Annotated in this window: 24 protein-coding genes and 6 pseudogenes; 19 read left to right on the forward strand and 11 right to left on the reverse strand. The window is 59.3% G+C overall.

Annotated elements, in window-relative coordinates; translation table 11 throughout:
* Nucleotides 1-38: 38 nt before the first annotated feature.
* From IVB26_RS40685 to IVB26_RS40695, 3 genes and pseudogenes are all read left to right on the forward strand, one after another.
* Nucleotides 39-298: pseudogene (locus tag IVB26_RS40685) on the forward strand (oxidoreductase); the annotation flags it as partial.
* Nucleotides 299-466: 168 nt separating this feature from the next.
* Nucleotides 467-661, forward strand: a complete 195-nt coding sequence (locus IVB26_RS40690; RefSeq protein WP_212479497.1) for a hypothetical protein — start codon at nucleotides 467-469, stop codon at nucleotides 659-661.
* 146 nt (nucleotides 662-807) lie between these two features.
* Complete coding sequence (locus tag IVB26_RS40695) at nucleotides 808-1,008, forward strand: hypothetical protein (RefSeq protein WP_247973499.1); 201 nt, start codon at nucleotides 808-810, stop codon at nucleotides 1,006-1,008.
* 14 nt (nucleotides 1,009-1,022) lie between these two features.
* Here IVB26_RS40695 and IVB26_RS40700 read toward each other — a convergent pair whose 3' ends face one another.
* From IVB26_RS40700 to IVB26_RS40720, 5 genes and pseudogenes are all read right to left on the reverse strand, one after another.
* Nucleotides 1,023-1,622 (reverse strand): phasin family protein, encoded by a 600-nt coding sequence (locus IVB26_RS40700; RefSeq protein ID WP_247973500.1) that lies wholly within the window; start codon nucleotides 1,620-1,622, stop codon nucleotides 1,023-1,025.
* 308 nt (nucleotides 1,623-1,930) lie between these two features.
* A pseudogene (locus IVB26_RS40705) lies at nucleotides 1,931-2,154 on the reverse strand (DNA polymerase/3'-5' exonuclease PolX); the annotation flags it as partial.
* Between the two features lie 43 nt (nucleotides 2,155-2,197).
* On the reverse strand, nucleotides 2,198-2,569 hold the full coding sequence (locus IVB26_RS40710; protein ID WP_247973501.1) for a GGDEF domain-containing protein: 372 nt from the start codon (nucleotides 2,567-2,569) through the stop codon (nucleotides 2,198-2,200).
* 69 nt (nucleotides 2,570-2,638) lie between these two features.
* Complete coding sequence (locus IVB26_RS40715) at nucleotides 2,639-2,836, reverse strand: PAS domain-containing protein (RefSeq protein ID WP_247973921.1); 198 nt, start codon at nucleotides 2,834-2,836, stop codon at nucleotides 2,639-2,641.
* 404 nt (nucleotides 2,837-3,240) lie between these two features.
* The gene (locus IVB26_RS40720; protein ID WP_247973502.1) at nucleotides 3,241-3,945 is read right to left on the reverse strand and encodes an IclR family transcriptional regulator; all 705 of its coding nucleotides are present in this window, start codon (nucleotides 3,943-3,945) and stop codon (nucleotides 3,241-3,243) included.
* 325 nt (nucleotides 3,946-4,270) lie between these two features.
* Between IVB26_RS40720 and IVB26_RS40725 the strand changes: the two genes are divergently transcribed.
* From IVB26_RS40725 to IVB26_RS40735, 3 genes are all read left to right on the forward strand, one after another.
* The gene (locus tag IVB26_RS40725) at nucleotides 4,271-4,780 is read left to right on the forward strand and encodes a lipocalin-like domain-containing protein (protein ID WP_247973503.1); all 510 of its coding nucleotides are present in this window, start codon (nucleotides 4,271-4,273) and stop codon (nucleotides 4,778-4,780) included.
* 301 nt (nucleotides 4,781-5,081) lie between these two features.
* A complete protein-coding gene (locus IVB26_RS40730; protein WP_247973504.1) occupies nucleotides 5,082-5,273 on the forward strand; it encodes a hypothetical protein in 192 nt (63 codons plus the stop codon).
* 656 nt (nucleotides 5,274-5,929) lie between these two features.
* On the forward strand, nucleotides 5,930-6,934 hold the full coding sequence (locus IVB26_RS40735; protein ID WP_247973505.1) for an ABC transporter substrate-binding protein: 1,005 nt from the start codon (nucleotides 5,930-5,932) through the stop codon (nucleotides 6,932-6,934).
* 227 nt (nucleotides 6,935-7,161) lie between these two features.
* On the opposite strand, the gene IVB26_RS40740 is transcribed toward IVB26_RS40735, so the two are convergent.
* Nucleotides 7,162-7,806 carry an ATP-dependent DNA ligase gene (locus IVB26_RS40740; protein ID WP_346732898.1) on the reverse strand — a complete coding sequence of 215 codons (645 nt, stop codon included), beginning with the start codon at nucleotides 7,804-7,806 and terminating at the stop codon, nucleotides 7,162-7,164.
* Between the two features lie 746 nt (nucleotides 7,807-8,552).
* On the opposite strand from IVB26_RS40740, the gene IVB26_RS40745 reads away from it, so the two are divergent.
* The gene (locus IVB26_RS40745; RefSeq protein WP_247973507.1) at nucleotides 8,553-8,702 is read left to right on the forward strand and encodes a hypothetical protein; all 150 of its coding nucleotides are present in this window, start codon (nucleotides 8,553-8,555) and stop codon (nucleotides 8,700-8,702) included.
* A gap of 838 nt (nucleotides 8,703-9,540) precedes the next feature.
* Here IVB26_RS40745 and IVB26_RS40750 read toward each other — a convergent pair.
* The gene (locus tag IVB26_RS40750) at nucleotides 9,541-9,783 is read right to left on the reverse strand and encodes a hypothetical protein (RefSeq protein WP_247973508.1); all 243 of its coding nucleotides are present in this window, start codon (nucleotides 9,781-9,783) and stop codon (nucleotides 9,541-9,543) included.
* 455 nt (nucleotides 9,784-10,238) lie between these two features.
* Between IVB26_RS40750 and IVB26_RS40755 the strand changes: the two genes are divergently transcribed.
* The 4 genes and pseudogenes from IVB26_RS40755 to IVB26_RS40770 all read left to right on the forward strand — a co-directional run.
* A complete protein-coding gene (locus IVB26_RS40755; protein WP_247973509.1) occupies nucleotides 10,239-10,481 on the forward strand; it encodes a hypothetical protein in 243 nt (80 codons plus the stop codon).
* A gap of 390 nt (nucleotides 10,482-10,871) precedes the next feature.
* Nucleotides 10,872-11,902: pseudogene (locus IVB26_RS40760) on the forward strand (IS110 family RNA-guided transposase).
* Nucleotides 11,903-12,281: 379 nt separating this feature from the next.
* Nucleotides 12,282-15,668 carry an ATP-binding protein gene (locus tag IVB26_RS40765; RefSeq protein WP_247973510.1) on the forward strand — a complete coding sequence of 1,129 codons (3,387 nt, stop codon included), beginning with the start codon at nucleotides 12,282-12,284 and terminating at the stop codon, nucleotides 15,666-15,668.
* Nucleotides 15,669-15,808: 140 nt separating this feature from the next.
* A pseudogene (locus IVB26_RS40770) lies at nucleotides 15,809-15,949 on the forward strand (ABC transporter substrate binding protein); the annotation flags it as partial.
* Between the two features lie 124 nt (nucleotides 15,950-16,073).
* On the opposite strand, the pseudogene IVB26_RS40775 reads toward IVB26_RS40770, so the two are convergent.
* Nucleotides 16,074-16,347 (reverse strand): annotated as a pseudogene (locus IVB26_RS40775) (hypothetical protein).
* Between the two features lie 1,136 nt (nucleotides 16,348-17,483).
* On the opposite strand from IVB26_RS40775, the gene IVB26_RS40780 reads away from it, so the two are divergent.
* Nucleotides 17,484-17,756, forward strand: a complete 273-nt coding sequence (locus IVB26_RS40780) for a hypothetical protein (protein ID WP_247973511.1) — start codon at nucleotides 17,484-17,486, stop codon at nucleotides 17,754-17,756.
* Nucleotides 17,757-17,911: 155 nt separating this feature from the next.
* Here IVB26_RS40780 and IVB26_RS40785 read toward each other — a convergent pair whose 3' ends face one another.
* A complete protein-coding gene (locus IVB26_RS40785) occupies nucleotides 17,912-18,133 on the reverse strand; it encodes a hypothetical protein (protein ID WP_247973512.1) in 222 nt (73 codons plus the stop codon).
* A gap of 2,671 nt (nucleotides 18,134-20,804) precedes the next feature.
* Nucleotides 20,805-21,287, reverse strand: a pseudogene (locus tag IVB26_RS40790) (helix-turn-helix domain-containing protein); the annotation flags it as partial.
* Between the two features lie 462 nt (nucleotides 21,288-21,749).
* Between IVB26_RS40790 and IVB26_RS40795 the strand changes: the two are divergent.
* The 5 genes from IVB26_RS40795 to IVB26_RS40810 all read left to right on the forward strand — a co-directional run bounded on the left by IVB26_RS40795 (nucleotide 21,750) and on the right by IVB26_RS40810 (nucleotide 23,930).
* On the forward strand, nucleotides 21,750-22,004 hold the full coding sequence (locus IVB26_RS40795; protein WP_247973932.1) for a hypothetical protein: 255 nt from the start codon (nucleotides 21,750-21,752) through the stop codon (nucleotides 22,002-22,004).
* Nucleotides 22,005-22,081: 77 nt separating this feature from the next.
* A complete protein-coding gene (locus IVB26_RS40800) occupies nucleotides 22,082-22,333 on the forward strand; it encodes a hypothetical protein (RefSeq protein WP_247973513.1) in 252 nt (83 codons plus the stop codon).
* Nucleotides 22,334-22,644: 311 nt separating this feature from the next.
* Nucleotides 22,645-22,902 carry a DUF6894 family protein gene (locus tag IVB26_RS43635; protein WP_458309389.1) on the forward strand — a complete coding sequence of 86 codons (258 nt, stop codon included), beginning with the start codon at nucleotides 22,645-22,647 and terminating at the stop codon, nucleotides 22,900-22,902.
* A 13-nt stretch (nucleotides 22,903-22,915) separates the two neighbouring features.
* On the forward strand, nucleotides 22,916-23,191 hold the full coding sequence (locus IVB26_RS40805) for a DUF1488 family protein (protein WP_247973514.1): 276 nt from the start codon (nucleotides 22,916-22,918) through the stop codon (nucleotides 23,189-23,191).
* A 511-nt stretch (nucleotides 23,192-23,702) separates the two neighbouring features.
* Nucleotides 23,703-23,930 (forward strand): hypothetical protein, encoded by a 228-nt coding sequence (locus IVB26_RS40810; protein WP_247973515.1) that lies wholly within the window; start codon nucleotides 23,703-23,705, stop codon nucleotides 23,928-23,930.
* A gap of 643 nt (nucleotides 23,931-24,573) precedes the next feature.
* On the opposite strand, the gene IVB26_RS40815 is transcribed toward IVB26_RS40810, so the two are convergent.
* Nucleotides 24,574-24,756, reverse strand: a complete 183-nt coding sequence (locus IVB26_RS40815; protein ID WP_247973516.1) for a hypothetical protein — start codon at nucleotides 24,754-24,756, stop codon at nucleotides 24,574-24,576.
* Between the two features lie 114 nt (nucleotides 24,757-24,870).
* On the opposite strand from IVB26_RS40815, the gene IVB26_RS40820 reads away from it, so the two are divergent.
* Both IVB26_RS40820 and IVB26_RS40825 read left to right on the forward strand, forming a co-directional pair.
* A complete protein-coding gene (locus IVB26_RS40820) occupies nucleotides 24,871-25,020 on the forward strand; it encodes a hypothetical protein (RefSeq protein ID WP_247973517.1) in 150 nt (49 codons plus the stop codon).
* Nucleotides 25,021-25,838: 818 nt separating this feature from the next.
* Complete coding sequence (locus IVB26_RS40825; protein ID WP_247973518.1) at nucleotides 25,839-26,387, forward strand: response regulator transcription factor; 549 nt, start codon at nucleotides 25,839-25,841, stop codon at nucleotides 26,385-26,387.
* Nucleotides 26,388-26,416: the final 29 nt, after the last annotated feature.

Genomic DNA, 26,416 nt, shown 5'->3' on the forward strand with positions numbered 1-26,416 from the left:
TTTGAGCCCGCAATACGACCCTCAGCATTGGAGCACGGATGTCCAGCGACGTTCTTTTCCGCCCTTTCAAGCTGAAAGGGCTGACCTTGCCGAACCGGGTCGTAATGGCGCCGATGACGCGCTCATTCTCTCCGGGCGGAATCCCGACCGACGACGTCGCGCAGTATTAGCGTGGGCGTGCCGAAGGAGCGGTCGGCCTCATTATCTCGGAGGGCACGGGCGTGGATCGTCCGGCAATCCTTGAACGATCCGAATGTTCCCCGTTTTCACGGAGAGAAGGAGTTGGCGGGGTGGCGGCGTGTGGGCTTCATTTTATACCGGTCGGCACACAAAGGCCGGCACGCGAAATGGCGCACGTCGTCCGGAAACGGTGTTCTTCATGGGTAGGAACGCCCGGAGCCCACACGAGGTTAGATAGATCGCGCGCCATCGCAGCGGCGCTGACCGGCGGATTGGAGGCGGCCCCATGAAGTTCATCGTGGACGAAGCCGGCGAGATCATTGCCCAAGCAACGGATGACCATACTCTAATCGGCGGCCACCACCGCCTCGCAGTGGCGGCCAGCCTCGGTAAAAGATTGTTCTGGCGAGATACCGGCGAACCTGTAAGGCTTGATAACTTCTTCAAGCATTACGGAAGTTCTCTTCGGCATACAGCCTGAGCCGCTAAGGTAGAGGACGCGTCACCAAGGTGCGCGGAACGTCACTGCTGTTGAACCGGATGGTCCTGGCGCGAGAAAGCAATCGCGTGATTGGGCTGCGAAGCTGATGCAACGGCGGCAAGGCTGCCCAACGTGAAGCCCATCGCATGGTCAGTGAAAAAATCCTCCCTGCGGCGAAGACCAGCACCAGCCAGCCTGACGGCGGCGCTTCCGGCGACAAGATTGTTGAGCAATATCGAAGAAAGGTGGGAGCGAACACCAAACGGCTCGGTCGCGAGCGAACGAAAATCGCGCTGAATTCGCCGGGGCGGCAAGAGCGGCTTGCCCTAGCCGCTCTCTCCATTTAACAAGTCCGCCCCGCTTAGCGTGGGATCTGATCCATAGTTTTTTTAATTTGCTTCCCGGTATCGTCGGCCATTTTGAGCGACAAGTCGGCGATACGACGGCCGCTTTCCAGAGCGGTCTCCATGGTCTCCCGCACCATGTCACTCTGCACCGCTGCAAAGTCCTGTGGAGTTCGGCACGTCCACAACCTGTTCCAGTGTTCGATGTGCTTCTCAAATTGTTGCCGAGCCATCTGGAGGTACTCTTGGGACAAGCCCCCCATCACTTTGGCGGCGGCTGTACCACTGTAAAGGAGCGTCTGCGCGTTGCGAGCTGACCGTTCGGTTGCCGCCGTTGCCTTTTGCGCATCTTCTTCAGATAAGCCAAGCGTGCGACTAAACTGCTCGCTTGACCGTCCCATTACCGAGGTCGCCGCTTCGAGGCCGGAGCGCCAAGTCTGCTGTAACGTCTCAACATTTTGCTTGAGCATATCAGCGCTGGCCCGGGCCACTTCCTCGCCGGCTTCAGCCGCAGCTTGCCCGATGCGCGTAGTCTGCTCCGCAGCCCTCTCGCCTGTACGACGGGCTGTGTCTTCCATGTTTTGTGTCGATCTCTCTTCCGGACGCGGGTTTGCCATCTTTAGTTCTCCAATGATTGTGTCGATGACTGCCCTCAGCCTATTGTGCAGAAACGCGATCCTGATGAGAGCGTTCCTGAGGCTACCCACTCTTTCCGCTTGGGCTGATGTCACTATTAACTACAAGCGAGATGTCTACTGCAGCTCGTTCCGCCGCAACGTGTGTTGCTCAAGAAGGCTGAGTAGAAGGCTCTCGCCGGCTATTCTATCGTGATCCCACGAAACCGATGGTGCGGTCGTGAGACAGGTCAGCATACTTGATCATCGACAGGCCGGTTGCACCGAGAAGTAATATCCACGCCGAAGCGATGGTGGCGAGGAAGGACACTCAATATGCAGCCATGCCTGAGCGCCGCTTGTGCCAGCGGCAGTGGGCATCCAGTCGCCACGGGTCCGCGCTGATCTCAACCGCGACGCCGTGCTTGGCGCAGGCACGCAGCACCTTCTTGACGTCGATCTCATATCCCCGCCGCCGCTGGAGCTATCGACCGGTCATGTGGCCGATGATGGTGGTGTGTTTGTTGGAGATCGCGAGAGGCCGGCAGCGTCGTCTGGTGGCACGGCTCCGAAGGCAACTACGCGTCTGCGACTCTGACCGCCCTCGCTTCATTGACACCTGGTAGGACCACCGCAAACTCCTCGCCGCCATACCTTGCCGAGAGGCCGCCCGTATCCTTTGTCGCGCTGCCGATCACTTCGGCAATCTGTTTGAGACAGCTGTCGCCAGCTTGATGACTGAGGGCATCGTTGAAGCCTTTGAAATGATCGATATCGATGAGAAGGACAGAGAACCCGCTGCTTGGCGTACGCTCTCGCAAGAAAGCGTCTAAGCTGCGCCGGTTCGCAAGCCGCGTTAACCCGTCCGTCGTCGCCAGCTGCGCAAGCTTCAGGTTGGCTGAGGACGACTCCTGTTCCAGCCATATTTGCTCAGCGACGTCACGGAGCACACCGATGATTTCCAGATCCTACCGGAGGAATGGTCGACCAGTTTGAAGCGACATTCCAACCAGACCGTCTTAGCGTCCGCGCGGCGCATGCGGAACCGCACTGAAGGGCATGCTCCTGCTCAACCTTCGACTCGCATCGACTATTTTCTGGCGGTTGTCCTCGTGAACCATCTCCAAACACGCGCGCCCACGGAAAACGTTCTTGTCCAACCCGAGAGCCGTCACGACTGAGGGTGAGACGTAGCGAAGGCATCCCTTGCGGTCCATCACGACTACGATATCCGCGAGAGCAGCCGAACCCGCGCCTCTCTGTCCCGAAGGAAATGTTCAAGCTTGGTGCGGAAGCGGAACTGGCCGTTCAACAGACCAGCCATTCCTATGACCAGAGCCACCAGGCCGCCAACAAGCGCGTCGGAAAGGAGATCGGCAGTGCTCCAGGATCTGGTGCTCTGAACGCGCAACGCCACCACCACCTGATATTCAGCCGTCTGCTCATAGTATTTCGGTAGTCCGTCTCTCGGTTCTACTGCGACACTCCCAGAGCTTAGAATCGAGGGCTGCTTGTGACCCTGAGCAGACATCGACCTGACGAACTCGGATGTCTGGTGATGCGGACGAAACCCGCGGCCACTGACGTGTCGGCAGAACAGAGTAGAGGTTCGACCAGCGCCTTACGGGCTCCCCTTCTCTAAAGAGCTGCGCGGTGGCCGCGGGGCCGCCGCTTTGCGGAGTTCATATTCAATCGCTTGGGCGTGCATGCAAAGCCGGGCTACGATCTCGTCGGTGCGCTTGGGCGACAGCCGGCGCGGTATCGGGGTTATGGTCAAAGCGCCCTGAGCGGCGCCACAGGAAGATCGGATCGTCACGGACACGGGACTTGCCCCCGGGATAAGGGAGCTTGCGCGCGCTGCAAAGCCGCCTTTCGCTCGTGCCATCGCCACCTCCCGCAAGATCGCTTCCGTTGAGACGCCGTACGGCGATAAGCGCGATCGGTTCTTGGCGAGTACGTCACGCGCCGCGTCAGTCTGCATGCCTGATAGGATCGCAATTCCGGCATTGGAGACACCAAGGGGGCGGCGCTCGCCAACATCCCGAACGAGCGCCTGGATGGGGTAGGTTCCTAGCTCCCGTGCCACGCAGACAGTCTCAAGTCCCACACGGCGCGTGAAAAAGCCGGTGTCGCCGAATTCACCGACGGCAGCCCGCAGATGAGGACTGACGATATCGAGCAGCGGATCGCGTGTTCGGCGCGACAGTGCCAGCAGCGGTATCTGCTCGCCAATGACATACCGTCGAGAGTTCTGTCGCTGCTCAACGATGCCTTCCGCAACCAGGACGCCCAGTATGCGATGCGTCGTCGGGCGCGTAAGCCCCATGCATCGAAACCTCGGAGAGTCCTAGGCCGGATTCGCGGGCGGCCGCCAGAATGCGCAACACCGCCAGTGCTCTCTGAATGCTCTGCGTTCCGCCCGGCAGATCAACGGATGCAGTGTCCGATCCAGTCGTTCCATCATCGCCCCGAGCTACCATGAGACGCCTCCGGCCGGGCTAACAGCACAATGTCTGCCGGCAAGTCGCCGAGAGGGTGACACCTTTCCTTGGCAACGTCCACAATGTGGAAACAATCAGCGCTTTTCCGTTGCGCCGCGGTCAACGACCTGTAGCGTTAATTGATCGACATCGGCATATGAGGGCTTCGTCATGAACAGGCGTTTTGTACTTGGCCTTTGCGCGGTTGCATTGATCTCGACTCCGGTGTTGCCCAACAGCGGTGTGGCACAGGGAAAGTCGCTTAAGGATCAACTCGTTGGCACGTGGATTTACGTGTCCAGCACTGCCAAGCGGGCTGATGGCAGCAGTGTGCCGCGCCCACAATTGCAGGGAGCAGTGACTTATACCGCGGATGGGCATTTCCACTTCATCACAGTGCCGGTTGATCTGCCCAAAATCGCGTCAGGCGACCGGCTGAAGCCCACTCCAGAAGAGGCCAAGGCTGTCGCCACTGGAGTGATCGCTTACACAGGGACTTACACCATCGACGAAAGTACCAAGACGGTTCACCCGACTGTAGTAACGAGTACTTTTCCGAACATGGTTGCTTCGGATCAGAGTCGGATCGTCACGTCGGTTACGGCCGACGAATTGCGATTGACGAATCCAGGTGGATCAGGCGGTTTGATCCTTGAACTGGTATTCAAGCGGGCGAAGTGACGGCTCTTCTTCCGAGCGAGCACAAAGGTCGATTGCGTCTGCTCCTGGCCCAAATGCGAAGTAACGGCGTGGGGCGCTGAGGTCGCTGATGGCCGCACAGCGGACGGGATTTTGCTCTGCCAGGGTTCTTCTCAGGTTGACCATAGCTCACGCGGGCCTTTGTTCGCGGGCGTTTGTGGTCTGTCCTATAGCGCTTGCGACCGGCCTGTTTCCGACTTGGCAGTTTGATTGCTCAGTGGCCTGGGTTGATACGGAACCGGGTTTGAGGGAACAGAGTTTTGTAGGAACCAGGAGGGTTCCGATGACCACGTTTCCTCTGCCGGACATCCTGCACAGAATGATCACAGGCGAGCTGGAGCCGATTAATGCCACGAGCCTCTCGGCGCGATCCGCCACGGCCGAACGCGTCGCCATCTCAAACGAAATGCTTTGGCGTTCTCGGCGATTGCTTGCTCAGTCCGTGAAAGAAGAAGGCCCCTCGTCCGCTTCTTAACCTATGAAAATGCAACCTTTGCTAAGCGCGTGCATTTTTTGCCAATGACCGACGTCTTGCTCTCTCGGGCCGAACTTGCCATCCAGGAAGCCCGCAAACTGCGGGATGAGCGAGACGCTCCCGCTCGGCATGGCGAGACGATCCGCGCTGAGTGCCGCCGCGCTTTGCTGGCAAGTGAGATGGTGCGCTCAAAGGTCCGAGAGGGCAACAAAGAGTAAGTCCGCCCCAGTTGGCTTGAGATAGATCAAGGCTCCCACCCATTCCGGGATGACCAGCGGACTATGGCCGCCGGCGACAAACAGACCGATGGCAAGGAAACCAAGCCTCCCGCTTGGAGGAGGCGCGGCGGATCATTGAGGAATACGCAAACGACTTGCGAGACATCATCCGGAAGCTACGCCGCAAGATGAATTGAGGCCGCCTCAGTGGGCGGCCTCTTTCATTTCAGCCCACGTTGACTTCCGTTGCTGGCCCGTTCCAGACATTCGGTCTCGACCCGCTGAGGAATGCTCGTGACCATTAGCGGTCATGGTGGCAATGCAGATAGCGGATCGCCGCGCTGACATCTTGCGCCTCCAACGCCCCGGACTCCATGCCGCGATGTGGTATGCTCCAACCTGAATTTAGCGTGGTCCTGAGCCTCCTTGGAGGGCTGCATGAGACGGCGCGATTTCATCAATCTTCTTGGCGGTGCGGCGGTGGCATGGCCGCTGGCTGTGGCGGCGCAGCAGAGCACCAATAGCAAGCGTCTTGCTATCTTCAGCCCAGCAGAGCCAAGCGCGGACTTGCATGAGCATAGCGAAAGCAAAAAGTCCCGAGCCTTTTTCGCGGAGCTTCGGCGGTTGGGGTGGGTCGAGGGACAAAACCTCAAGGTCGAAAGTTACGGCCGAGAGCAAAATGCGTCCGGCCCCGAATCCCTGGCGGCGGAAATCGTTCGGAGCAGCCCGGATGTCATCCACGTCGTTGGCCCGGGCGCAGTCATCTTCAAGAAGCTAACATCGCGTATTCCAATCGTAGTGATAACGACCGACCCCGTTAAGCAAGGGATCGCCGAAAGTCTGGCTCACCCGGGCGGCAATTTCACCGGAGCTAGCATCGATGCCGGTCTGTCCATTCATGGGAAGCGGATTGCACTGTTGCGCGAGATGGTTCCGACGATGTCGAAACTTGGCTGTCTCGCTCTTCGTTTCCAATGGAATGGGTCGAGCGCAGACGCTTTCCGCGCAGCTGCCGAAATAGCAGGCCTCCCTCTCGCAGTGTCTTTACTGGAATTTTCTACCAGCGAAGCAGACGTTCGGGCGGCGGTCGAGAGCATCTCCCGCGACGGTGCAAACGCGATCATGGTCCTCGATTCGCCTCAGGTCCTTCAAAACAGCACTTTGATCGCCAAGCTGCTCGGCGACGCGAAACTTCCGGCGATTTTCACCTTTACCGAATCCGTCGAGGCCGGGGGCTTAATGGCCTATTCCTTCGATCTGATCGAAGTGCATAAGCGCGCCGCCCACAATATCGACGCGATTCTCCGAGGATCAAAGCCCGGCGACATCCCGATTTACCAAGTAACCAAATTCGAGTTGTCCCTCAACCTCAAGACAGCCAAGCAACTGGGGCTTTTCGTACCTCCTGCGCTCGTCGCGAGCGCCGATAAGGTAATTGAGTGAACAAGCAAAGGTCCGGTTCTGGCCCATCGCGTTGGCGCAGTGCAGCGGCAGAATCATCCTGGAGCCGGGAGTAGAGCCGAAGTCATCGCCTCCGGTGCAGATCGGCCGTTGAGGTCCGCTGTTAGTTCACTCGGGCGAGACTCCCTTAACCGACGCTTTAGGGCGGCGTGGGCTGGCGATGCTGATCTTCCAGCAGCGCGGAAGCGAGCGCGAGCAAGCTCTGCTGGTCATAGCTCGCGCTCCATCGCTGGATGCTTGGGGTTCTTCAATTTGATCCAATAGCGACAGCGACCGGCCTCATAAGGACGGTCCCGCCGTTTGGACACCAGTCCCTCAAGCCCGATGTTGCAGGCAGCGCGAAACAAATCAGGCCCAAGCTCGCCAAGTTCGAACGGATTGATGAACACGCCTTCAGGACGCCGCGCCAGCAGGCGCTCCAAGTTGACCTTCCGCATCGACAGCGGGAGCATGCGGAGGTCGTCGCCGTCCTCAGCGAGAATATCGAAGGCACAGAACTGCACCTCGTCATCATGCTTGCGCGAGTGCAACGCGTTGAAATCTGAGACGCCATCGACGCCCAGCACGACCGCTTCGCCGTCGAGCACGAACTGCTTCTGGCGGACCTTACGAGCGGCTTCCACGATCCAAGGATAACGGCTGGCCCAATTGTAGCCTCCGCGCGTGATCAAGCGCACGCGGGCGCCGTCGCGCTCCAGACGGAGCGGTAACCGTCGTATTTTACTTCGTGAAGCCAATCGGCGCCGTCCGGGACCGTGGGTGCCCCTGGTCGGCAGGCAAAACTCAATGAACGCATGCGGAAAAAATAGGCATTCCCGACCGTTTTGGCAGGTCGGCATACCCGTAGATCGCATCTACGGGAAAATTTGTAGCGCTCTGAGCGGTAGTCCGGACTCCCCCGGCACACCGATACCTTTAAGTAGACAGCGCCGGGGCTGGCATTTCATCCCGAACAAGATTGTAACCGGCAAGGGGTCGCTGTGAGGCGGCCCCTTTCGGTTTTGGTGTCTCGCGCAGATTAAGCTTGAGCACCCGCACTTTCGGACCGCTCCGAACTTCGGGCGGATTTCGCACTGCACAATTGGTTCCCATGGTAAGGTCCTCCCTTGAGGCTTGGCTCCGAGAGCAAGATGGCGATCTATCTGCATCTACAGACCCACGGCATGGCGCCGAAAGAGGTTGCCTGCATCACCCCAAAGCATACGAGCAAACGTTGCATGCCCTCTCTGTCAAGGATCGCGACGACCCGCTAACGGAACTGATTGCGAAAACGATCATCAAAATCGCGCAGACCGGCATCAAATCGCTTCCCACATTCGGCTCTGGCGATCAGGGAACTCGAAATGCGCTAAGGCGCCCCCGTGGGAACCGAAACATTTCCGAGCCTCCGGGAGTTTGGTTCTCGGCTCGGGGCTTCGCAATCACGCGAGGCGCGCTATGACCCATTTACCGGCGGGCGACGCAGTTCTCACTGTCGCCATCATGGGCATCACCTTCCTAATTGAGGTTACGTTTTTCGCCTGGATCGGGGTGTTCTGAATGCGCGCCCCCGCATGATTGATGGAGCGGTCGGCGTCATTGCTCAGGTGCGGAGCGTGTGATGGACGACGATGAGGACCAGCACGACCTTGAAGATCAGATCATGCGCTACCGTATGATGGAGCGTGATGTCACCGATCCGCTCGCACTCGGCCTCCTACAAGACATCGTTGCAGAATTAGAGGCGGCACTGCGAGTGCCCAATGAGTAGGGCGGCCTGACGGCTACTTCTTCAACAGCAGTCCCAACGTTCGCGCCATTCGCCTCACTGATCCTGCGTGACGGCCCAGCTCGGCTGCTATCTTCGATACGCCAGCGCGTGCCCCGGGCCAGTCTGACCAATCCTCGGACTTCCTGCTCGTCCCATTGTTTTGGCTTCGGTGTTTTCATGGTGCGGCGTTCAACCCGCGCTAGTTAACCAGTGGGCCTACTAGCCGACACTTGGGAAATTTACGGGTGGTGCCTGCCCCCACGAGGCTCGGCGGTGGCGGCGGATTTTGGCGCGCGCAAGATGGGCGTGCGCGGCGGCCCGACTATCGCCCGAACTCTATCGGGGATCGGACCGGTGTCGTGGCATAAGAGGTCCGGTATCAAGGGTAGATCGGACCTGCCGTATGCGAGCGCGGACCGCCGCTTTGCCCATAGCGGACCTCGCACGAGTCGCTTCATTTTGTGGCTAAGCTGACCCCGTTTAAGGCAGTCGGAAAGAGCGCAGCCAACGGACGTGGTGACAGCAGAGGCATGCTGGAGGGCGAGGGTTACATTTCAGAGCAGGAAGAGTGGCCGAGAGCTTGCTCGATCAGCGCTTATCTGCCGTCTGACTGTTGGCTTTCTTCTCGAGTTCATCAATTCTGTCTAGTGCGTTGCTTAGAAGCTCGCCTAACACCAGCAGTGTTGAGTAGAGCTGCTGCGACATACCTGGCGTCGCAGCATGTATCACTCGCTTTATTTCCTCTCGCATTGCCATGGCAGTTCTCGCAGTGCCCTTCGTGATCGGAGCTAAGACAGACGCGACTTCGTCGGCTCTGGAACTAAGGTGCACGTCGAAGTCACTTGCGGCGATCCTGCTCAGTCCGGTTGGCAGTCGCTAGTTTTTCCCGGATGTACTGCTTTAGATCACCAACCTCTTCCTCAATGGCCGCTCGCGTGATGTTTTGGTTCTTGGCGCCTTCAACGAGGCGGTCAACCAATACGTCCACACTTTGTGAAGCACCCGGCGTCCCGTATTGCTCCGCAGCGTGAACGCTGTTCTCGATCCAAAAAACAATGTACTCGCGTGCCGTCGTAAGCATGTGAAGTCTCTGCCAGCATCGAATTTAGCTTCGCTTGGAGCGTAACTAGATGCAGGGCTCGGGGCAAGGCGGCACCCCCGCACGGCGGTTCCAGGCGTTGCTATCAGACGTTGCGGTTGCGGCCTGTATCCTCAGCTTCACGGGGCAGTAGGCCTGTTTCCGGCCTCGGCGGCCTGGTTCGGTTTTCGCAGTGGCCTGTTTTGCCTTTCGGGCGCATAAACGGACATGTCCGATTCTCATTACCGAACCTGTCGGTGTGGCGCGGTCTATAGCCGAACTGAGGCGATGGCCCCGGGTCGGCAGATCGCCAGCTTCGAATGCTCGGTTTGCGGCGCGACCATGGAATCGTGGAACACCGCTTGGGTGCCCACCTATAGGTTGATTGCCGGACCCGTCCGACTTCCTCGACCCAGCTAGTTATTGCAACTCTCGGCATGTCCCCGGATTAGCCATTGATGGCAGAGTCGTTCGGCAATTCGTTCACTATCGTTGAGGTGACCTCAGACGACGCGCGGCCAGCGAAGCAGATGTGGCTGGCCTTAGCCAAGCCCAGTCAGGCGTTGACATTGGTACTCGCGGCTGTTCCCGAAGGCTGGACGGCCGAAATTGTACCAACGGTTCTCACTGCAAAGCAGCAAAAGCTGTTTCAGGAACTCAACCTCGGACCAGGAGAGGTTTACAGGCTCGCTCCAGAGTGAGGCACCGGGTGACCCCTAGTAGCTCCCCGTCTCCAGTTGAGCCGATCCCATGATCGTAGAAACCTCTGCCACTGTTCGAGCGTTCCCGGGGATGGCGAAGCAAGAGCAAGAAACCAAGCATCTGCCGGCTTGTTCGGCTTGTCATAAGCCCATGCACTTCGTTGACGTAGTTGGTTCTCTGGACGGGCCGATTGCCATCTTTCGATGTCCCGACTGCAAGAAGCTGTTTTGGGACCAGCCGAAGCGTGACGAAAAATAAGGTCGCGTCAGTTGGCGGCCTTTTTCTCCATTTGAAGTCCGCTGCTGATGCTGTGGACGGCTCCTCCACGGGCACGAGAGTGCCAAGGAGTGGGCGCCGTTTGAGGCTCCCACGATTCCGAGGAGCAGCCTATGCAGTCAATTTCGACGATTGGTCTGGATATCGCGAAGTCGGTCTTTCAAGTGCATGGCGTCGATGCAGCCGGTCAGGTGGTGATCCGCCGCCAGCTCAAGCGCCGTTTGGTGCTATCCTTCTTTGAGAAGTTGCCGCCGTGCCTGGTGGGGATTGAGGCTTGCGCGTCATCCCATTATTGGTCCCGCGAACTGCAGGCGTTGGGACATACGGTGCGGTTGATGCCTCCGGCCTATGTGAAGCCCTACGTCAAGCGGCAGAAGAACGACACCACGGACGCGGAGGCGATTTGCGAGGCGGTCACCAGACCCAACATGCGGTTCGTGCCGACCAAGACGGTCGAGCAACAGAGCTGTCTGATGCTTCATCGAGCGCGCCATCTCTTCATCCGACAGCAGACTGCCGTCATCAATTCAATCCGCGCTTATCTTGCCGAGTTCGGGATTGTCGCCCCGGTGGGGCGCCGGGGTGTCGAGCAACTGCTGGAAGTTGTCGCCGACACAGCTGACCGCCGGCTCCCGGAGGTGGCCGCGCGTGTCTCGCGGCTCTCGGCAGCCAATTGCGGGCAGTGAAGGCCCAAATCCTGGAGTTCGACCGACGCATCATCGCCTGGCATCGATCGAGCGCGACGAGCAAACGGCTGGACGCGATCCCTGGCGTCGGGCCGGCGCTGGCAACAGCGCTGGTCGCGAGCGTTGCAGATGCCAAGGTCTTCCGATCAGGTCGGGATTTCTCGGCTTGGGTTGGGCTCGTGCCGAAGCAGAACTCGAGCGGAGGCAAGGACAAGCTTGGCAGCATCAGCAAGCAGGGCGACCGCTATTTGCGCAGCCTGTTCACGGCAGGCGCACTCGCCGTGATCCGCTATGCCAAGATCCATGGCACGGGGCATCGGCCCTGGCTCACCGCGTTGCTGGCGCGGCGCCCCACCAAGGTCGCTGCCATCGCGCTCGCCAACAAACTCGCCAGGATGGCATGGGCGATGATGGCCAGGAACGAACGCTACAAGGAACCCGTCGCTCTTACGGCGTAACCGAGATCACAGCCGGTCATCCGGGTGTGACGTAACGGTTGGAAGGACGAACAGCACTAATGCAGCGCCGGTCGATCCGGCGATCGGGACAACCCACATGGGCCATGGCATCTTCGAATGCGTGCTTTTGATCGGGACCTGATCCGCGGAGGGCATTATGGCCAGCGGTCATGTGGACCGCGCAAACAGGCCGAACACATGGCCGCTCCGACCAACGCCGCAAAGTGAAGATTCTCCTTGCCAACCAGGAGCCGTCCACACATGGGCCATGGACCGAGGGGCAGAGCAGACGTCGTCCCACCGAGGGGCTCAGGGCTGCCTTTGACCCAAACCGGTCCTCAAGAGGGCGCTCTAGACAGGCTGTCTCAACTGCAGGATCATGCAGCGCAAGGCGAACCGGGGCGCCATCATGGACGTCGGAGTTTGGCTGCGGAGGCTTGACCTCGAACAATATGAGGCGGCATTCCGCGAAAATGAGGTCAGTGAGAAGGTCCTGCCCAATCTGACGGCGGAGGACTTGAAAGACTTGGGCGTCGCCATGGTTGGGCACCGCCGCATGCTTCTAGATGCGATTGCGGCTCTGCGCGCGGAAAAGAGCGCAGCCACGCCAGTATTCGACGTTTCTCTGGCAATCCACGAAGAGGACACCGCCGAGCGTCGCCAAGTGACCGTAATGTTCTCGGATCTCGTCGGCTCGACGGCGCTCTCGGTCCGGATGGACCCAGAGGATTTGCGCGAGGTCATCACGGCCTATCAGAAATGTGTTGCCGAGACCGTCCGCAGCTTCGGCGGGTTCGTGGCAAAATACATGGGCGACGGCGTTCTCGTCTACTTCGGTTATCCTCAAGCGCATGAGGATGACGCCGAGCGAGCTGTTCGTGCCGGCCTCGCCCTGATCGACGCGGTTGCTGCCCTCCCAGCTCGCGAGCCCCTGCGGATGCGGGTTGGGGTTGCCACCGGGCTGGTGGTCGTCGGAGATCTCGTCGGCTCCGGCGAAGCGCAGGAGCGCGGGATTGTCGGCGAGACGCCGAACCTTGCGGCCCGTCTGCAAAGCATCGCGGAACCGAACACGGTCGTCATTGCCCAGGCCACGCGCAAACTGCTGGGCAATCTCTTCGAGCTGCGGGACCTCGGGCCAACGGAGCTTAAGGGGATCACAGGTCCAGTGCGAGCTTTCGCGGTGCTGCGGGCCAGTTCTGTCGAGAGCCGTTTCGACGCAATGCATCCCGGCGGCCTGACCGCACTCGTCGGCCGCGAAGAGGAGCTTGAACTCCTGTTACGGCGCTGGGCAAAAGCCAAGGCCGGCGAAGGCCAGGTGGTGCTGCTGTCCGGTGAGGCCGGTATCGGCAAATCCAGGCTCTCCACTGCACTCATGGAGCGCCTGACGGCCGAACCCCACACACGGCTTCGTTATTTCTGCTCGCCCCAACACATCGACAGCGTTCTTTATCCGATCATCGGGCAGCTCGAACGGGCTGCCGGACTTGTGCACGGCGACATACCGCAAGCCAAGCTCGACAAGCTCGATGCGCTCCTGGCGCAGACTTCGACGTCCCGGCAGGACGCGGCGCTGTTGGCCGAGATGTTGTCGCTTCCTAACGACGGACGCTATCCCGCTCTGGAGCCTGTTCCCGAACAGCGCCGGCAGAAAACGCTGGCGGCACTCGGCGTCCAATTGGAAGCCCTAGCGCGGTCCAGCCCCGTGCTCATGATCGTCGAGGATGCGCACTGGGGCGATCCCACGAGCCTGGAAGTGTTCGGTCGCTCGGTGAACCGGATCGTGAGCCTTCGCGTGCTCTTGATCGTGACGTTTCGGCCTGAGTTCGACGCGCCCTGGGTCGGACAACCGCATGTGACAACGCTTGCCCTCAATCGGCTGGGACATCGCGAGGTCGGGACCGTCATCGAGTGCGTCGTCGGCAATAAGCTGCTGCCGGCGAAGGTCAGAAAGGACATTGTCGAGCGCACCGACGGCATCCCGTTGTTCGTCGAGGAGATGACGAAGGCGGTGCTGGAGGCTGGGGGCGAGCGCGGAGCGATGCAGACTGCGGCCGCGATTCCCTCTCCAGCGCTGGCGGTCCCCGCGAGCCTGTATGCTTCTCTGATGGCGCGGCTCGACCGGCTTGGCCCGGCCAAGGAGGTAGCACAAATCGGAGCGGTGATAGGTCGAGAGTTCTCTCATGTGCTATTAGCCGCCGTGCTGCGGCAGTCAGAGCCGGAACTGGTCTCGGCGCTCGACCGCCTGATGCAAGCCGGGTTGCTGTTCCGAAACGGCATCCCGCCGCACGCGACCTATTTGTTCAAGCACGCCCTCGTTCAGGACACCGCCTATGGCACATTGCTGCGCAATAGGCGGCACGCGCTGCACGCGCGCATTGCCCGGGCGCTCGAGGAGACGTTTCCGGACATCGCGGCAACCCAGCCGGAAGTGCTTGCGCACCACTTCACCGAAGCTGACCTTGCGGAAAACGCCGTTGCCTACTGGCAGGCGGCCGGCCAGCGCGCGGCTGAGCGCTCGGCGCATGCCGAGTGCCTTGCCCATCTCTACAAGGGGCTGGCGCTCGTCAGGCGGGTCGCCGATCCGGCGGAGCGTGCCCGCCGCGAACTCGCCCTGCAGCTCGTGCTTGCGCCGGTGCTGATCGCCACCAAGAGCTATTCGGCGCCGGAGGTGGAGCAAGCCTATCTGCACGCACGCGATCTGTGTCAGCAAGCCGGCGATGTAGCGCAGCTCTATGCCGTGAACTGGGGGCTGTGGCTTGTTTACCAGCAGCGCTGCGAGTTCAAGGCGGCTCGCGGCCTATTGGACGGGCTGTTCGCGGTCGCTCGGCAGAGCGCCGATCCGGCGCTCCTCCTGCAGGCGCATCATGCCGCATGGACGACACTCCTTCATCTCCCGGAACTGACCGCGTGTCGGACGCATCTCGAAGCCGGATGGGCGCTGTATCGGCCGGACGCGCACCGTGGCCATACGTTCCTGTATGGCGGCCACGACGCAGCCGTCTGCAATCGATACACCGCGGCCCTCACGCTGTGGCCGCTTGGTTTCCCCGAGCAGGCGCTTGCCACGGCGCGCGAGGCGGTGAGGATGGCGCGGGGGCTGTCGCACCCCTTCAGCCTTGTTCTCGCCCTGGTGTTCGCGGCAATGATCTACCAGCATCGGCGGGAAGCGGAGCCGGCCCAGGAGCATGCGGAGACCGCAATCGCGGTGTGCGCCGAGTATGGCATCGCACCGCACCTGGCGGCGGCTGGGAGCATCTTGCGGGGGTGGGCGATCGCGGCACGCGGGCAGGCGGTGGAAGGGATCGCGGAGATTCGCGGCGGTCTCGCGGCCGTCGAGCCGACGGGCGTGCGCATCCGTCGGCCCTATTATCTCGCGTCGCTGGCCGAAGCATCGGCGTGGGCCGGAGAAATCGAGCAAGGATTAACCGCGCTGGTCGAGGCTGCGCGCATTGTCGAGGAAACCGGCGAGCGGCGATGGGAGGCGGAAATCTGCCGGTTAACTGGGGAGCTGACGCTTGCCAGGCGGAGCGGCGACGGGACCGAAGCAGAAGGGTGGTTTCAGCGTGCGCTAGACGTGGCGGGTTGCCAGAGCGCCAAATGCCTGGAGCTGCGCGCTGCCACCAGCTTGGCCCGGATCTGGCGCGACCGTGGCAAGCGCAGAGAATCCCGCGATCTCCTCGCGCCTATCTACGGCTGGTTCACCGAGGGCTTCGACACGTTGGATTTGAAGCAGGCCAAGTCCTTACTCGACGAGCTGGCGCAATGAAGGTGCTTGTGGTCGCGGGGGGCCACGTGGAAGGTCAGGTTATGGCCCGTAGCGGACCCTTGCGGCGATCCCCGCTGAAGCCGCTTGTGACCCATTGCGTGCATATCGTCGGGCCGCTTTGCGTCGCAATATTGCACTCACTGAAAGGCGCCAATCCGTCCGATCTACCGGTAGAGCAGCCGACTAAATTCGAGTTCGTGATCAACATGAAGACTGCCAAAGCACTCGGCCTCAGCGTGCCGACCTCATTACTGCTTCGCGCTGATGAGGTGATCGAATAGAGATCCTATTTGCTGCAATGCACGGGTCTCTGTTGGCCCAAAGCGGAGATCTGTCTTCGCGGCCTTTACATCAGCAATTAATCCAGAGCGGACGAGGCTGGCCGCCTCGAGGTCCGAGCGTTCGCTAGCGCTCCTCGGCAGGCAGGCACTCGGGACAAGTGTCTCCGATCTCACCAAGAATTTCCGCTACCGCCACAGTTGCTGCCCTTGGTGAAACTCCTGCCGGAGGATGTTGCCGAGCTATTGCGAATGCCTCGGTCGCGGGCATGAGGGTGAGCCCGGTCCTTAGCCCAGCCGTGCTCCTCGCACTCGCGGATGGTGCCGGCCTCCTGCAGCACGCTCAGTGCCCATCCACGCAGCGTGCGTATCGCCGGCCGTCTCTCCTTCGCCATCAGCATCGAGATTGCTCCTGCCGGGACGAATCCTTGCGCCCTTCTGTTCGTTCCGAGCGGTTAGCACAGGGCAAGGATTCACAAATGTGCAGGGTCGAGCTTGTCCACCTGTTCCGGACCGGTCTGTGGACAGCTACCGGTTAGATTTTAGAAGTGCCGCGGAAGTATGAGCACTTATTCATCTGACGCTCGACGATATAGGCGGAGCTAATTCAGACCGGCCGGCACTTAAAATCGACTTAGCACAACATGCACCAGCGCCGCTGTTTCGCAAAGTCCGTTTCGGGTCACAAGCGACGGTCGGGGTGATCCGGTCCCGCGAATGGTTCACTGTTGATAGCCGACTTTACAACGGCCATCCGGGTGCTTCGGCTAGGGGCCAATTCCGGAACTCGAGCTACCACCGAGAGCGAACGACGTCCTGGCCTGCATATGACCGGCTTACTTCGGAAAACTCACCCTCGAACGTCGCCACGGCGGCCAGTCGCTGATCCACCTCACTTCGGCCGAGGTGGTGTTGAGCGCGGCGTCACGCGCTGGCTGCCCGCCACTGGCAACGAAGCTGTGTCGGGCGCGTTTGGAGAATACTCTCCCCATACTCGGTCAGCTTGCATCGAATGTTGCTGTCACTCAGTGGTAAAATTGTTCGCGCTGTGGTTGGATTTTAATTGGCGTTCGGCGCCCTTGAGTTGTTTGACGAAGTTTTGCTGAAACAATGCGCTGCTATAGTCTGTACTAGCGTGACTAGCCCTGTTGTTTTTCGCGCAGACGATCAGGTCAACCAATCGGCTCTTGAACTTTCGAACTGGTGCAGTCTGTGAACGGGCTCACATCGAAGAGCCATCTGACGGGGCTACAATCACCGCGAAAATCGAGGTGGAAAAATCTGACATTGACACTCAAACGGTGGGGGTGACGATGCCCGCCATATTCGACCTGCTCTATCGTGAATATTGCCGCGCCTGCCTCGCGGAGATGCGAAAGCAGCTTCTGATCGCAGCTGAACGCCCAGAGGCTCCAGCCCGTGTCTGCAATCCGCGCTCCGACCCTCCTCTCACGTCGTCTTGGAGATCACGGCTCGAAATCGGGCACGCGCGCTCCTTGCTTTCGTAACAACTACGTCGCCCCACAGGAGGTGTATCATGAAGACCGCACTTCTCATTGCAGCTATGTTAGCTGTTGGTGTCGTATCCGCTGATGCTGGTCGAAATCAGCGTCATGGTTCATCATTCCACAAAATGCACCGTGTCGGATCAAGCATGGCGGCTGTTGGTGTTCCAGCAGGCGGTGGTCTTGGCGAACAGCCTGCTTCGGCACTTTATAGGCGGAATCTGCGTGACTCAGGCTACGATGCTAAGAAGAACTTTGATAAAGGTGGTCATATGTGCGTGTCCTGTGATTTTTACGGCAATTGACAAAGCTGGTGCTGTGGCGACTGAGAATGGGATAACAACAGGAGCAACCGGGCAAGACGAACCGGGCCGGGTGTGCAAAGAGAAGCCTCGCAGTTTTTGAATACGAGCTTCGCCAAAAACTCCCCCGCGTGGGACGTTCTGCGGGCAGCTGCATATCAGGTCTCTTTGTAAGCGTGTTCAGCCTCGACGCCGCGGAGCAGGGCGGCAAGGCTGGGATATTCCACGCCATTGCGGACGTAGCGGTTGACGTGCTCGACATAGCGGGCCGATCCGTCGGGCTTGCCCTGCCAGCTGAACAGCAGCACGGCACTGTTGTAATGGCGCAGTACGTGGCCAGCGCCATTACTGAAAGACTTGCTCATGGCGTGGCGCTTCATGGCTGCGCCTCCAGCTTCGCCAGCTCCGGCTCGTCAACTTCCGGAAAGCATCCGGAACCGAGACGTTCCTATTGCGAAGCGAGAAGATCTTCGCCGGGCGCAAGCGGCTTCACGTAAGTTCCACCTTCGTGAAGCACAAGATATTCTCCGCGCATTAACATTGAAATCTGGGCCCCCCTCGCAAGTGGCCGGCCAGTGTGCTGCCGAAGAGAGAGGATAAGCTGATGGCTTCCGTGATCATAACTGAGGGCGGTTCCTGTCAGCGCCACATCGACGGTCTCTTGGTCGCAAATTCGGTCTGCCGAGATAGCAGAGCCTCTGCACGTTGGGTGCTTTCGAGAGCACACTCATTGCACCTAAACAGTTGGGACCCGCCGTGCTCTCCCAAACACTTCATTGGCTCCAGGCAGAGTTCGCACGGGCAAAACGGCGTAGCCACAGCAGCTTTGAAATCAACTTTCATCCTAATCTCCGACCATTTGCTCTTCGTACGGCCGAACCAGTGCCGCGAGCAGATCTGCGATGCTCGCAACGTCGCTTGCGCAATCTCGATAGAGCTTGAGATCGTCTTCGCTCAATATTGAATCGATCTCACACTGGACAGCAGCCTAGAACCGGCGGGGGCAAGTGCCTGTACCCGCCTAGACACGCTGCGGGCTATTCGTCTGTTTTCCCCAGAGAGGCTGGATTTTCCACACGGACCGCTCGGCCAATCCGGTACTGCGCGCACCCGGTAGGCCTTAAGGCGGATGATCAGCTCCAGCTTGAACTGATGTCGCGCGCGATTGCCCGAGGCTTTGTTGTTATAAGGGCGTGCTGCTTTATGTGCCCGAGACCCGGACGCTCTCATACCAAAAGATGGATGACGTGCACCGGATGGAGTGGCGGCGCGGGTAGGCCGGCGGGTCATCCCGAGCAGGAAAGCAAAACCGGTGGTCTGGCCCCAATTTTACGCTAGCAGCAGGGGTCAAATCTGATGCACGGGGCCCTAATGCAATGCCTTGGAGCTGATTTCGATCAGCGAGGCGGTCCTGGCTTATCGGGATCAACAAGACCACTTTGGGCCGCCAGGTCGACAGCGGTTAATGCTAATCGAGCCACGCGATGGGGCCTCCAAGCGTCTCTGTTAAGTTCCAGCGGGTCCTTGAGCGACGTCAATGACATGTCGGTCCGAACCTACTGTGATCACGATCGTGTAGCTCTTCTGAGCTCCTGACTGGCTGGATCCGCAAAGACCATGCCAGCGTGCAACCTGACGCAGAGAGCGCTGTAGGCGGGCGCGAGGACTATCGGGTGGGTGGCACCTTCCATCCATAGGACTGGCGCGGAATCTGGCCAGTAATGTCGACGTCCTTTTCGTCAGAGAGGCGCCAGGCTGCCACTCCGAAGCAGACGGTCAGAACCACGGCTGTTGTTAGCAGCAGCATCGATAGAAACTGGCTCACATTTACACCCCTGAACGCGACGCATGGGCGAGCGACCATGGAACGTCGATTCGGAAAATGCAGATGCGTTGGCCTAACGCCGGAATGTCCCCAAGCTTCTGCAGGATAGCGCAAGTAACCCGGGTCGCACTCGCTGTCCGATCAAAGCGACGCCGCCCGCCGCGGTAATTTGGTATTCGGTTTCGCCTGATGTTTGGGGGGATTGCGTCCAGGCCGAGCTCCACCAAGCGCGCGACGAGTTCGTGATCGAACAGTGGGGCTGATCCACGGTTCGGTAGATAGCTGCTTCAGGAACGCGCGCGCAATATTCACGCAGACGCCGAAGGATGATCGTCGTTGAAATCGCGCAACCCAACCACTCTGTCCCTGGGCTAACTCAGCCGCGGCCGGCGAACTTAAGTGCTGGAGGGGACCATTAGTGCTGGCGCGAACCGTTCCGAGAATGTTGCGGCCTTCGCATCCCGCGCTGCAGAAAGGGCGGCCGAAATAAACGATGAGAATCCGATCGTTGCTAGTGCGACGAGCACTACGCCGAAAATCAGGCTCCGCATCTAACCCTCCTTCAGGGGCGATACACCTACTCATTATCGGATCGCATTGTTTCAACACCGCTTCGTGCGACGACCAAAATGGCTTCATGTGGAGAGAGTGGTCGGATGAAACGGAACGCGAGAGTTACGGATCGCTCAATCTGAACAAGCTCGCAAGGCGGAGCTCAGCGTTTGCGCATTGCAGCAAGACGGTGCCAGACACGCCGCGGTTGGAGCTCGGCATTTGTCGGATTTCGGCCCGTCTTGGGAAGTCATCGCCACCAGCGGGGATGAGCTTCGAATGCGCTCGGAAGCCGAGGCATAGTGGTCGGAAAATTCCAATCCATTTGCTGTTGCCCATTCTGACACTGTGCGGAAACATGCCCGATCACTGAGGGCGGTCTAATGGGGCTTTCAATCCGCTTGGCGGAGCAGGCGAAGATACCGTGCAACACGCTGTTGCTCGCCTACACCAACGTCAAGGCTTTCGAGCAACGACGCGCCGCGGGGCGTTTGTCCTGATTGCTTTACCGACGTCCGGTTCTGGCCCGTTCGAGACATGCCGGTCCGATATCCGCTTATCCGGTCAGACCGGAAGTCACCTGCTCAGGGCAAACCGACGCGATTGACCCGACGCGGACACAGCCGCGCGTTGCTCGTGCCTCTAACTGGCTTACACCCCCGCCAGCTGACCGTGCTGTCCCTGATACCGAGCACCAAGCGACGCCATGCCGCCGGGCTAACGCCGACCACGGCCGAAAACGCGCGCGTAAGGCGGCTTTGGTTCGCGAAGCCAACCGATATCGCGATCTTGGCCAGCGGCAGCTCGCGTACGGTCGTCAACTGCTGCGCAGCCTCCGCGCGCCGACGAAGCAGCCACTGATGCGGAGGCTGGCCGGTTGAATTCCGGAAAGCGCGCGAGAAATGGCTAACCGACAGGCCGAACTCAGCCGCGACCTGTTGCAGTGAGAGCTTTCCACCAAGATCGGCGTCAAGCCTTTCACAAGCTCGTTTCACCTGCCAGTGCGCGAGACCGCCCCGTGCAAACGCCGCGATGCTTCGCATACCGCCATAAGTCTGCGCGACGTGTACAGTGAATGCGAGCATCATGTGATCGATGAAGAGCTGGTTGATCTCAGCGGGCCTACTCAGCGCTTGCAGGAGCGACCCACCAATATGCAGCGTCCAAGCCATTGAGATGTCGGCTGTGGGAGGTAGAGCAGGCGCTGGGCAGCACCAGCGTTCACCGCCGCTTGTGACCCTTAGCTGACTTTGAGGCTCCTGCACTTCCTTGAAGGGAGAGGACGGCCGTCCCTGAGGCGCGGAGCGAACTTGTAATGTGACGGCCACGCTACCAGCGGTTAGCTTTGATGTATGAGCCAGACCGAAAGCGACCTTCTCAAGCGAGCCGACGAAGCCATCGCCGAGAGCCGCTGGCTTTGCGAACAGAACCGCTCAAACATTGCGAAAAGCCGGTGGCAGCTCCAGCAATTCTATTGGACCTTGAAAGAGAGGCAGCCCGCCCGACCTCCGAAGCCGAAATAGCGCTGAAGAACGAGCCGACATTGCACGACAAGCTAAGCGTGGTGGCCCGCCCCTGGAGATTAAATCGGGTTCCAAGAGGGTTGAACTGAGTGACCCATGAAGGATATGCAAGCGCAGGCGGAAAAGCTCCGGACAGACGCGGCCGAGTGCGCGCTCATTAGGGACCTTGCCACCGAGCCTCACAAGCGCGAGCTTTTCAACCGACTGGCAGAGCACCTCAACACTCTCGCAGACAGCGCTGATCCTGATTTTGCTCACCCGCGGAGGCGCCTGATGAGCACAATCGTCCTCATCTTTGAGTTGAAAGCCGCCCGCGAGAGGAAGCCGCTGCCATCGTCCCGAAGCGAGTGACAGCTCCTTGAACACAAGGCCGCGCGCTCATCCACTCAGATTCCGGCAGCCGATGTAAGGCTCCCGTCAGGATCGCGATGCTATACAAACGCCAAGTTCTGAATCATTCAAAAATGTCGGCAGCAAGACCAGAGCGCAAGGTGAAAGAATACAGAGCATATATCGCCGACAAAGACGGTCACATTGCGAGCCGGATCGACCTCGTCTGTGAAGACGAGGACAGCGCCCGCCAGCGCGCCCAGCAGCTTGTTGACGGTCACGTCGTCGAGCTATGGCGGGGCAATGAGAAGATCGAGCGGTTCGAGCCACCACCGCGCGCCCAACCCTGAAGGCGTGGACGTTCAACCTACCTTGTGGCTATTTGGGCCTATGAGCCAAGAAGACGCAAAGCGGTTCCGCGAGCAGGCGAACGACTGCCGCCAACAGGCGGAGAAAATCGATCAGCCAAGACGCCGCCGAAGCATGGTTGCAGCCTGGCGGGCGACTGGATGAAGCTCGCCGAAGACGCCGAAAGGCGACGAGGTCGTTTCGATCCGCCAGAGTCTGAGCAGAACGGCTCACTTTGAGTAAGTGAAAGCTGATCGCCGCAACCGGCTCTCAATCGATAGGAACGCTATTAGCCAAGGCAGTGTTGGCCCATATGCGCTTCTACTTTGACTATCAAGACTCGGCAGGCATCATCCTTGACGGCCAGGGCGAAGAGCTTCCGAGCTTCGAGGCTGCCCGGGACGCCTCGATGAGATATTTAGCTGAGGCCATACGAGACCACAGTCTTCCAAGCTTGACCGAGAAGCTGGCCGTGCTCATACGAACGGAAGAGGTCCCGATCATGACCGTGTCGGCTACAGTTGAAGTGGCGGCGGCAACTCCGACTGGGAGAAGCAGAAGCCTCTCTTGAGGGAGAATCCGAGATGCCCCTTTCCCCCGATCCCTCCGGCGGCTTCCAGCAAGCCGAGTTGGAAGCTGTTCTGTTCGCAATGTTCAACGGCGACGACCGTATTGGCTGCAGGGTCGAATGGTCCGCCTTGCGCGACCGTGCCATCTTCGACGGCACCGCCCCGAACGACATCTCCGGCACGTTTATGAGGCATCGGGCGACCATTGAGCGAATAGCGAGTGACCAGTTCGATGCAGGCAAAGAGATGCCGGTCGTTGAGCCTGAGCAGCTTACGCCGGCGGTGCCTTAAAGGGAGTGAACTCTTAGTCGGCTTTTGCCTCTGTCTTGCACCATCTCTTCAGTGCGCCCTTGCTGACGTCCCCGGACACCTCAAACTGATGTCCCATAACCGCCCTTAGTGCATTGCAGCATGCTTCGTTGAAGGGGAGCATGACACCAGTTTAGTTCCTGATCTCGGAACCAAATTATGCGGGTCAAAGATTCACGTGCTTAAATGTGAGTGGCTCCGCCTCCCATCTTAATTGAAGTCGTTTCAGAAGCGGCTTTAGCGATGGGGTCTTGATGCATAACTTTCGCACGTTTCTCGTTGCCCAACGATTGAATGAACTCACCTCTCAGCTCTCAGAATTGGAAATTCTTCGAGCTCAAGTCGAAGAAGCGGAGCAACGCGCCCGCGCCGTTCGTCGTCTTCCTCGGTCGCCGCCGAGCGCTCAATCGCTTCGCCGTTAACCCTTGTGATTGTCGGAATTTCCACAGCGTGCTCGACTTGGCCCAACCAAGTTAAGCGGGGTGGATCCGTGATGACCGAACGTTCGTTTAGAGCCTATGAGCTTGATCTGGAAGGTCATATCGTCGGCCGCTGGGACTTTGTGGGTTGCGCATGTGACAATGAAGCACGCCAACTTGTCAGTCATCTGCCCAACGGACAACCAATAGAGCTATGGGAAGGGGCTCGTTTGGTTGCAAGGTTTGCGCCTGCGGCCGGCCATCAGAAGAGCGGGCTTTATCCAGATGATCTTCTAAACTAAGCTGACGCATCGGGCAGCGAGCTTTCGGTAGGCTATCGCTTGCCCCTAAAGATTCGGCTTGAAACGCATGCTCTCGTCTGCGGCCCGCCGCGAACTCATTGCCTTTCGATGTAACGCATCAACGTCGCCTTGCGACCCTGCGACGTGCAGCTAGTCCCGCTATTTCCCGCACGTTCATATGATCGGTCGCTGGACTAACCTGGATTAGCAAGGCTTCACGAGTAGCAGAAACGAGCCAGTGCGCGAGGAACGGCTAAACAATAGACTCGTTGCAGGGACGTCGATGACGATCATTCCTCCCCATACTAACTCGGTCAGCGCTGCTGGCCGAGTTTTCTTTTCAAAGGGCGCTAGAAGCGCTTAAAAAAGGCCGCCACCTGAGTCGGCCCTTACTCGTTGCCCTCGGTCCAGGTGCGTTCGCCGCACTGGCATTCGAAAACGCGGACGGTAAGACCCCGCACGGAGTCCATCATGTTATGGACGAGTCTGGGTTGAGCACCGCACTTGCAGCGCCGGTCTTCCCGCGTCTTAGACCCTGAGAATTTATCGCTACTGAAATAGTTCATGGAGGGACCCTGCCACAGGCGAGTCATTAAGTACCAAAGTGCACATTTGTTCCATCAAAGCCGACTGCTGGGCCGCTTTACTCGGCTGCGTCTTGAACGGTACGTATTTGTTCGGCGCGGCGGGCGAGTTCGTCGTAGGTCTTGGCGACTTTACGCAAGCTCTCGCTCGTCTGTGCAAATTCGCAGTTGTCGGCCTTGGCGCGGAACTCCTCCGCTCGCATTCGCCAGTACTTCGGCGGGTGCATACGCTCGATACCCATGACGCCAATCCCCGGAATTGGTCCGTCCATGTTGGTTAATGAACATGCAGTTGAAGTATTCCATTCTTGCATACACGCTCACAGTCAACACGGAGAGCACCGGTCATTAAGCCGGTGGCCGTCCTGCTCCAGTTCTCTCAGGATTCGGGCGCGGTGCCCAATGTGCAGCATCTGAGTGGCGAAGAAACTATTGAGAAGCGTCTGAGCTTCGGCTGTGTCTGCCCCGAGCCGGATAAGACGCACAATCCGATCTTCCTGCTCTGAGATGTGGCGCTCGCCTGGGCAATATGCCGCTCTGCTTCTTCCAGATGGCGCAGCTGCATGGCTCGGTCCATGAGCCAAGCTAGAGCAAAACAGGCCACCGTAGAGATTAAATCAGCCTACCAAGTATGAAGACAGGCAGTGCCCGCCAAGGCTATAGGAACATACCGGCAGCCGGAACAGTCCTGAGACCCCACTGCGTCGGCTAAGGGGTCAAAATGCGAAGAACTCAGGTTGAGCAAATCTGAACCGCTCTGCCGCGATGAGCGGACCTCCGTCAGACCCGGCGCAACTTCGCTTATGGGCCACAAGGTGACATTCAACAGGCCGATCCTTATCAGCATGAGCGCCGAGAAAGCGCATGGTTGGCTCAACGGCGAGCTACGTCCGCCCAAGTAAAGGCCGCCCCAGTTGGCGGCCTCTTGCCTTTCAGGACGTTTCTCTCTTGGCGCGTGGCTGCCGCCTATCGGGCTCGCAGTGTCCGCTATCGAGGGCTGAGCAAAAATAAGCTTCATGGAGCTGCCGAGGGCAGCCTTTGATCCGAACCAGACATCCACTTCGTGCTCGCTTGCGTGGCGCGGACAGGATCGTCTAATCAATTTGGCCGTCGGGTTCTGCGCCCCGCGTTTTTGGAGTTCCCCTATTCCAGACTGGCGCTTGATCTGATTGTCCGACCGCCACTATTGGACAGACCACCGAGGGCAGACGGCGCGATAAATTTTCTTTTGGCTGGGGACCAAGCAGTGCCTTCAGGGGGTGATCGGAAAATCGTTAACATCGTCGATGACAATGCCACCTTCCGTAAGGCGGTAGAGGCTGTCTTGACGAGATTTGGGTATGAGGTTTTGGCCTATCCTTCGGCCCAGCACCTGCTGGATCGCTTGCCGAACGACGAGCTGCCAGGCTGCATCCTACTTGACGTGCGCCTGCCAGAAATGAGCGGTCCAGAGCTGCAACAGCAATTGAACGCACTCAACTTCGCGCTACCAATCATCTTCCTCACTGGCTACGAAGATATTCCCACCACCGTGCGGACCATAAAAGCGGGTGGCGAGGACTTCCTCACCAAGCCGGTCACACCGGAGCAATTGCTGGGCGCCATTGAACAGGCAGTGGCCCGCCACGCAATCATGCTTAACGCGCGACGCGGGCTGCAACAGATACAGGCGCTGTTGGCGACACTGACTGCGCGTGAACGGCGGGTATTCGAGCTTGTCGTGCGCGGAAAACTCAACAAGCAGATCGCGTCTGAATTGGGAGCGACGGAGCGGACAATCAAGGCACATCGTCATCGAGTGACGGAGAAGATGAAAGTGCGGTCTCTGGCAGAGCTGGTCACGATAGCTCAGCGGCTCGGATTGCTTGCTTAACGAATCTGGCCGCGATGATTGATACGGTC

It is taken from the genome of Bradyrhizobium sp. 195 (assembly GCF_023101665.1).
Classification (GTDB): Bacteria; Pseudomonadota; Alphaproteobacteria; order Rhizobiales; family Xanthobacteraceae; genus Bradyrhizobium.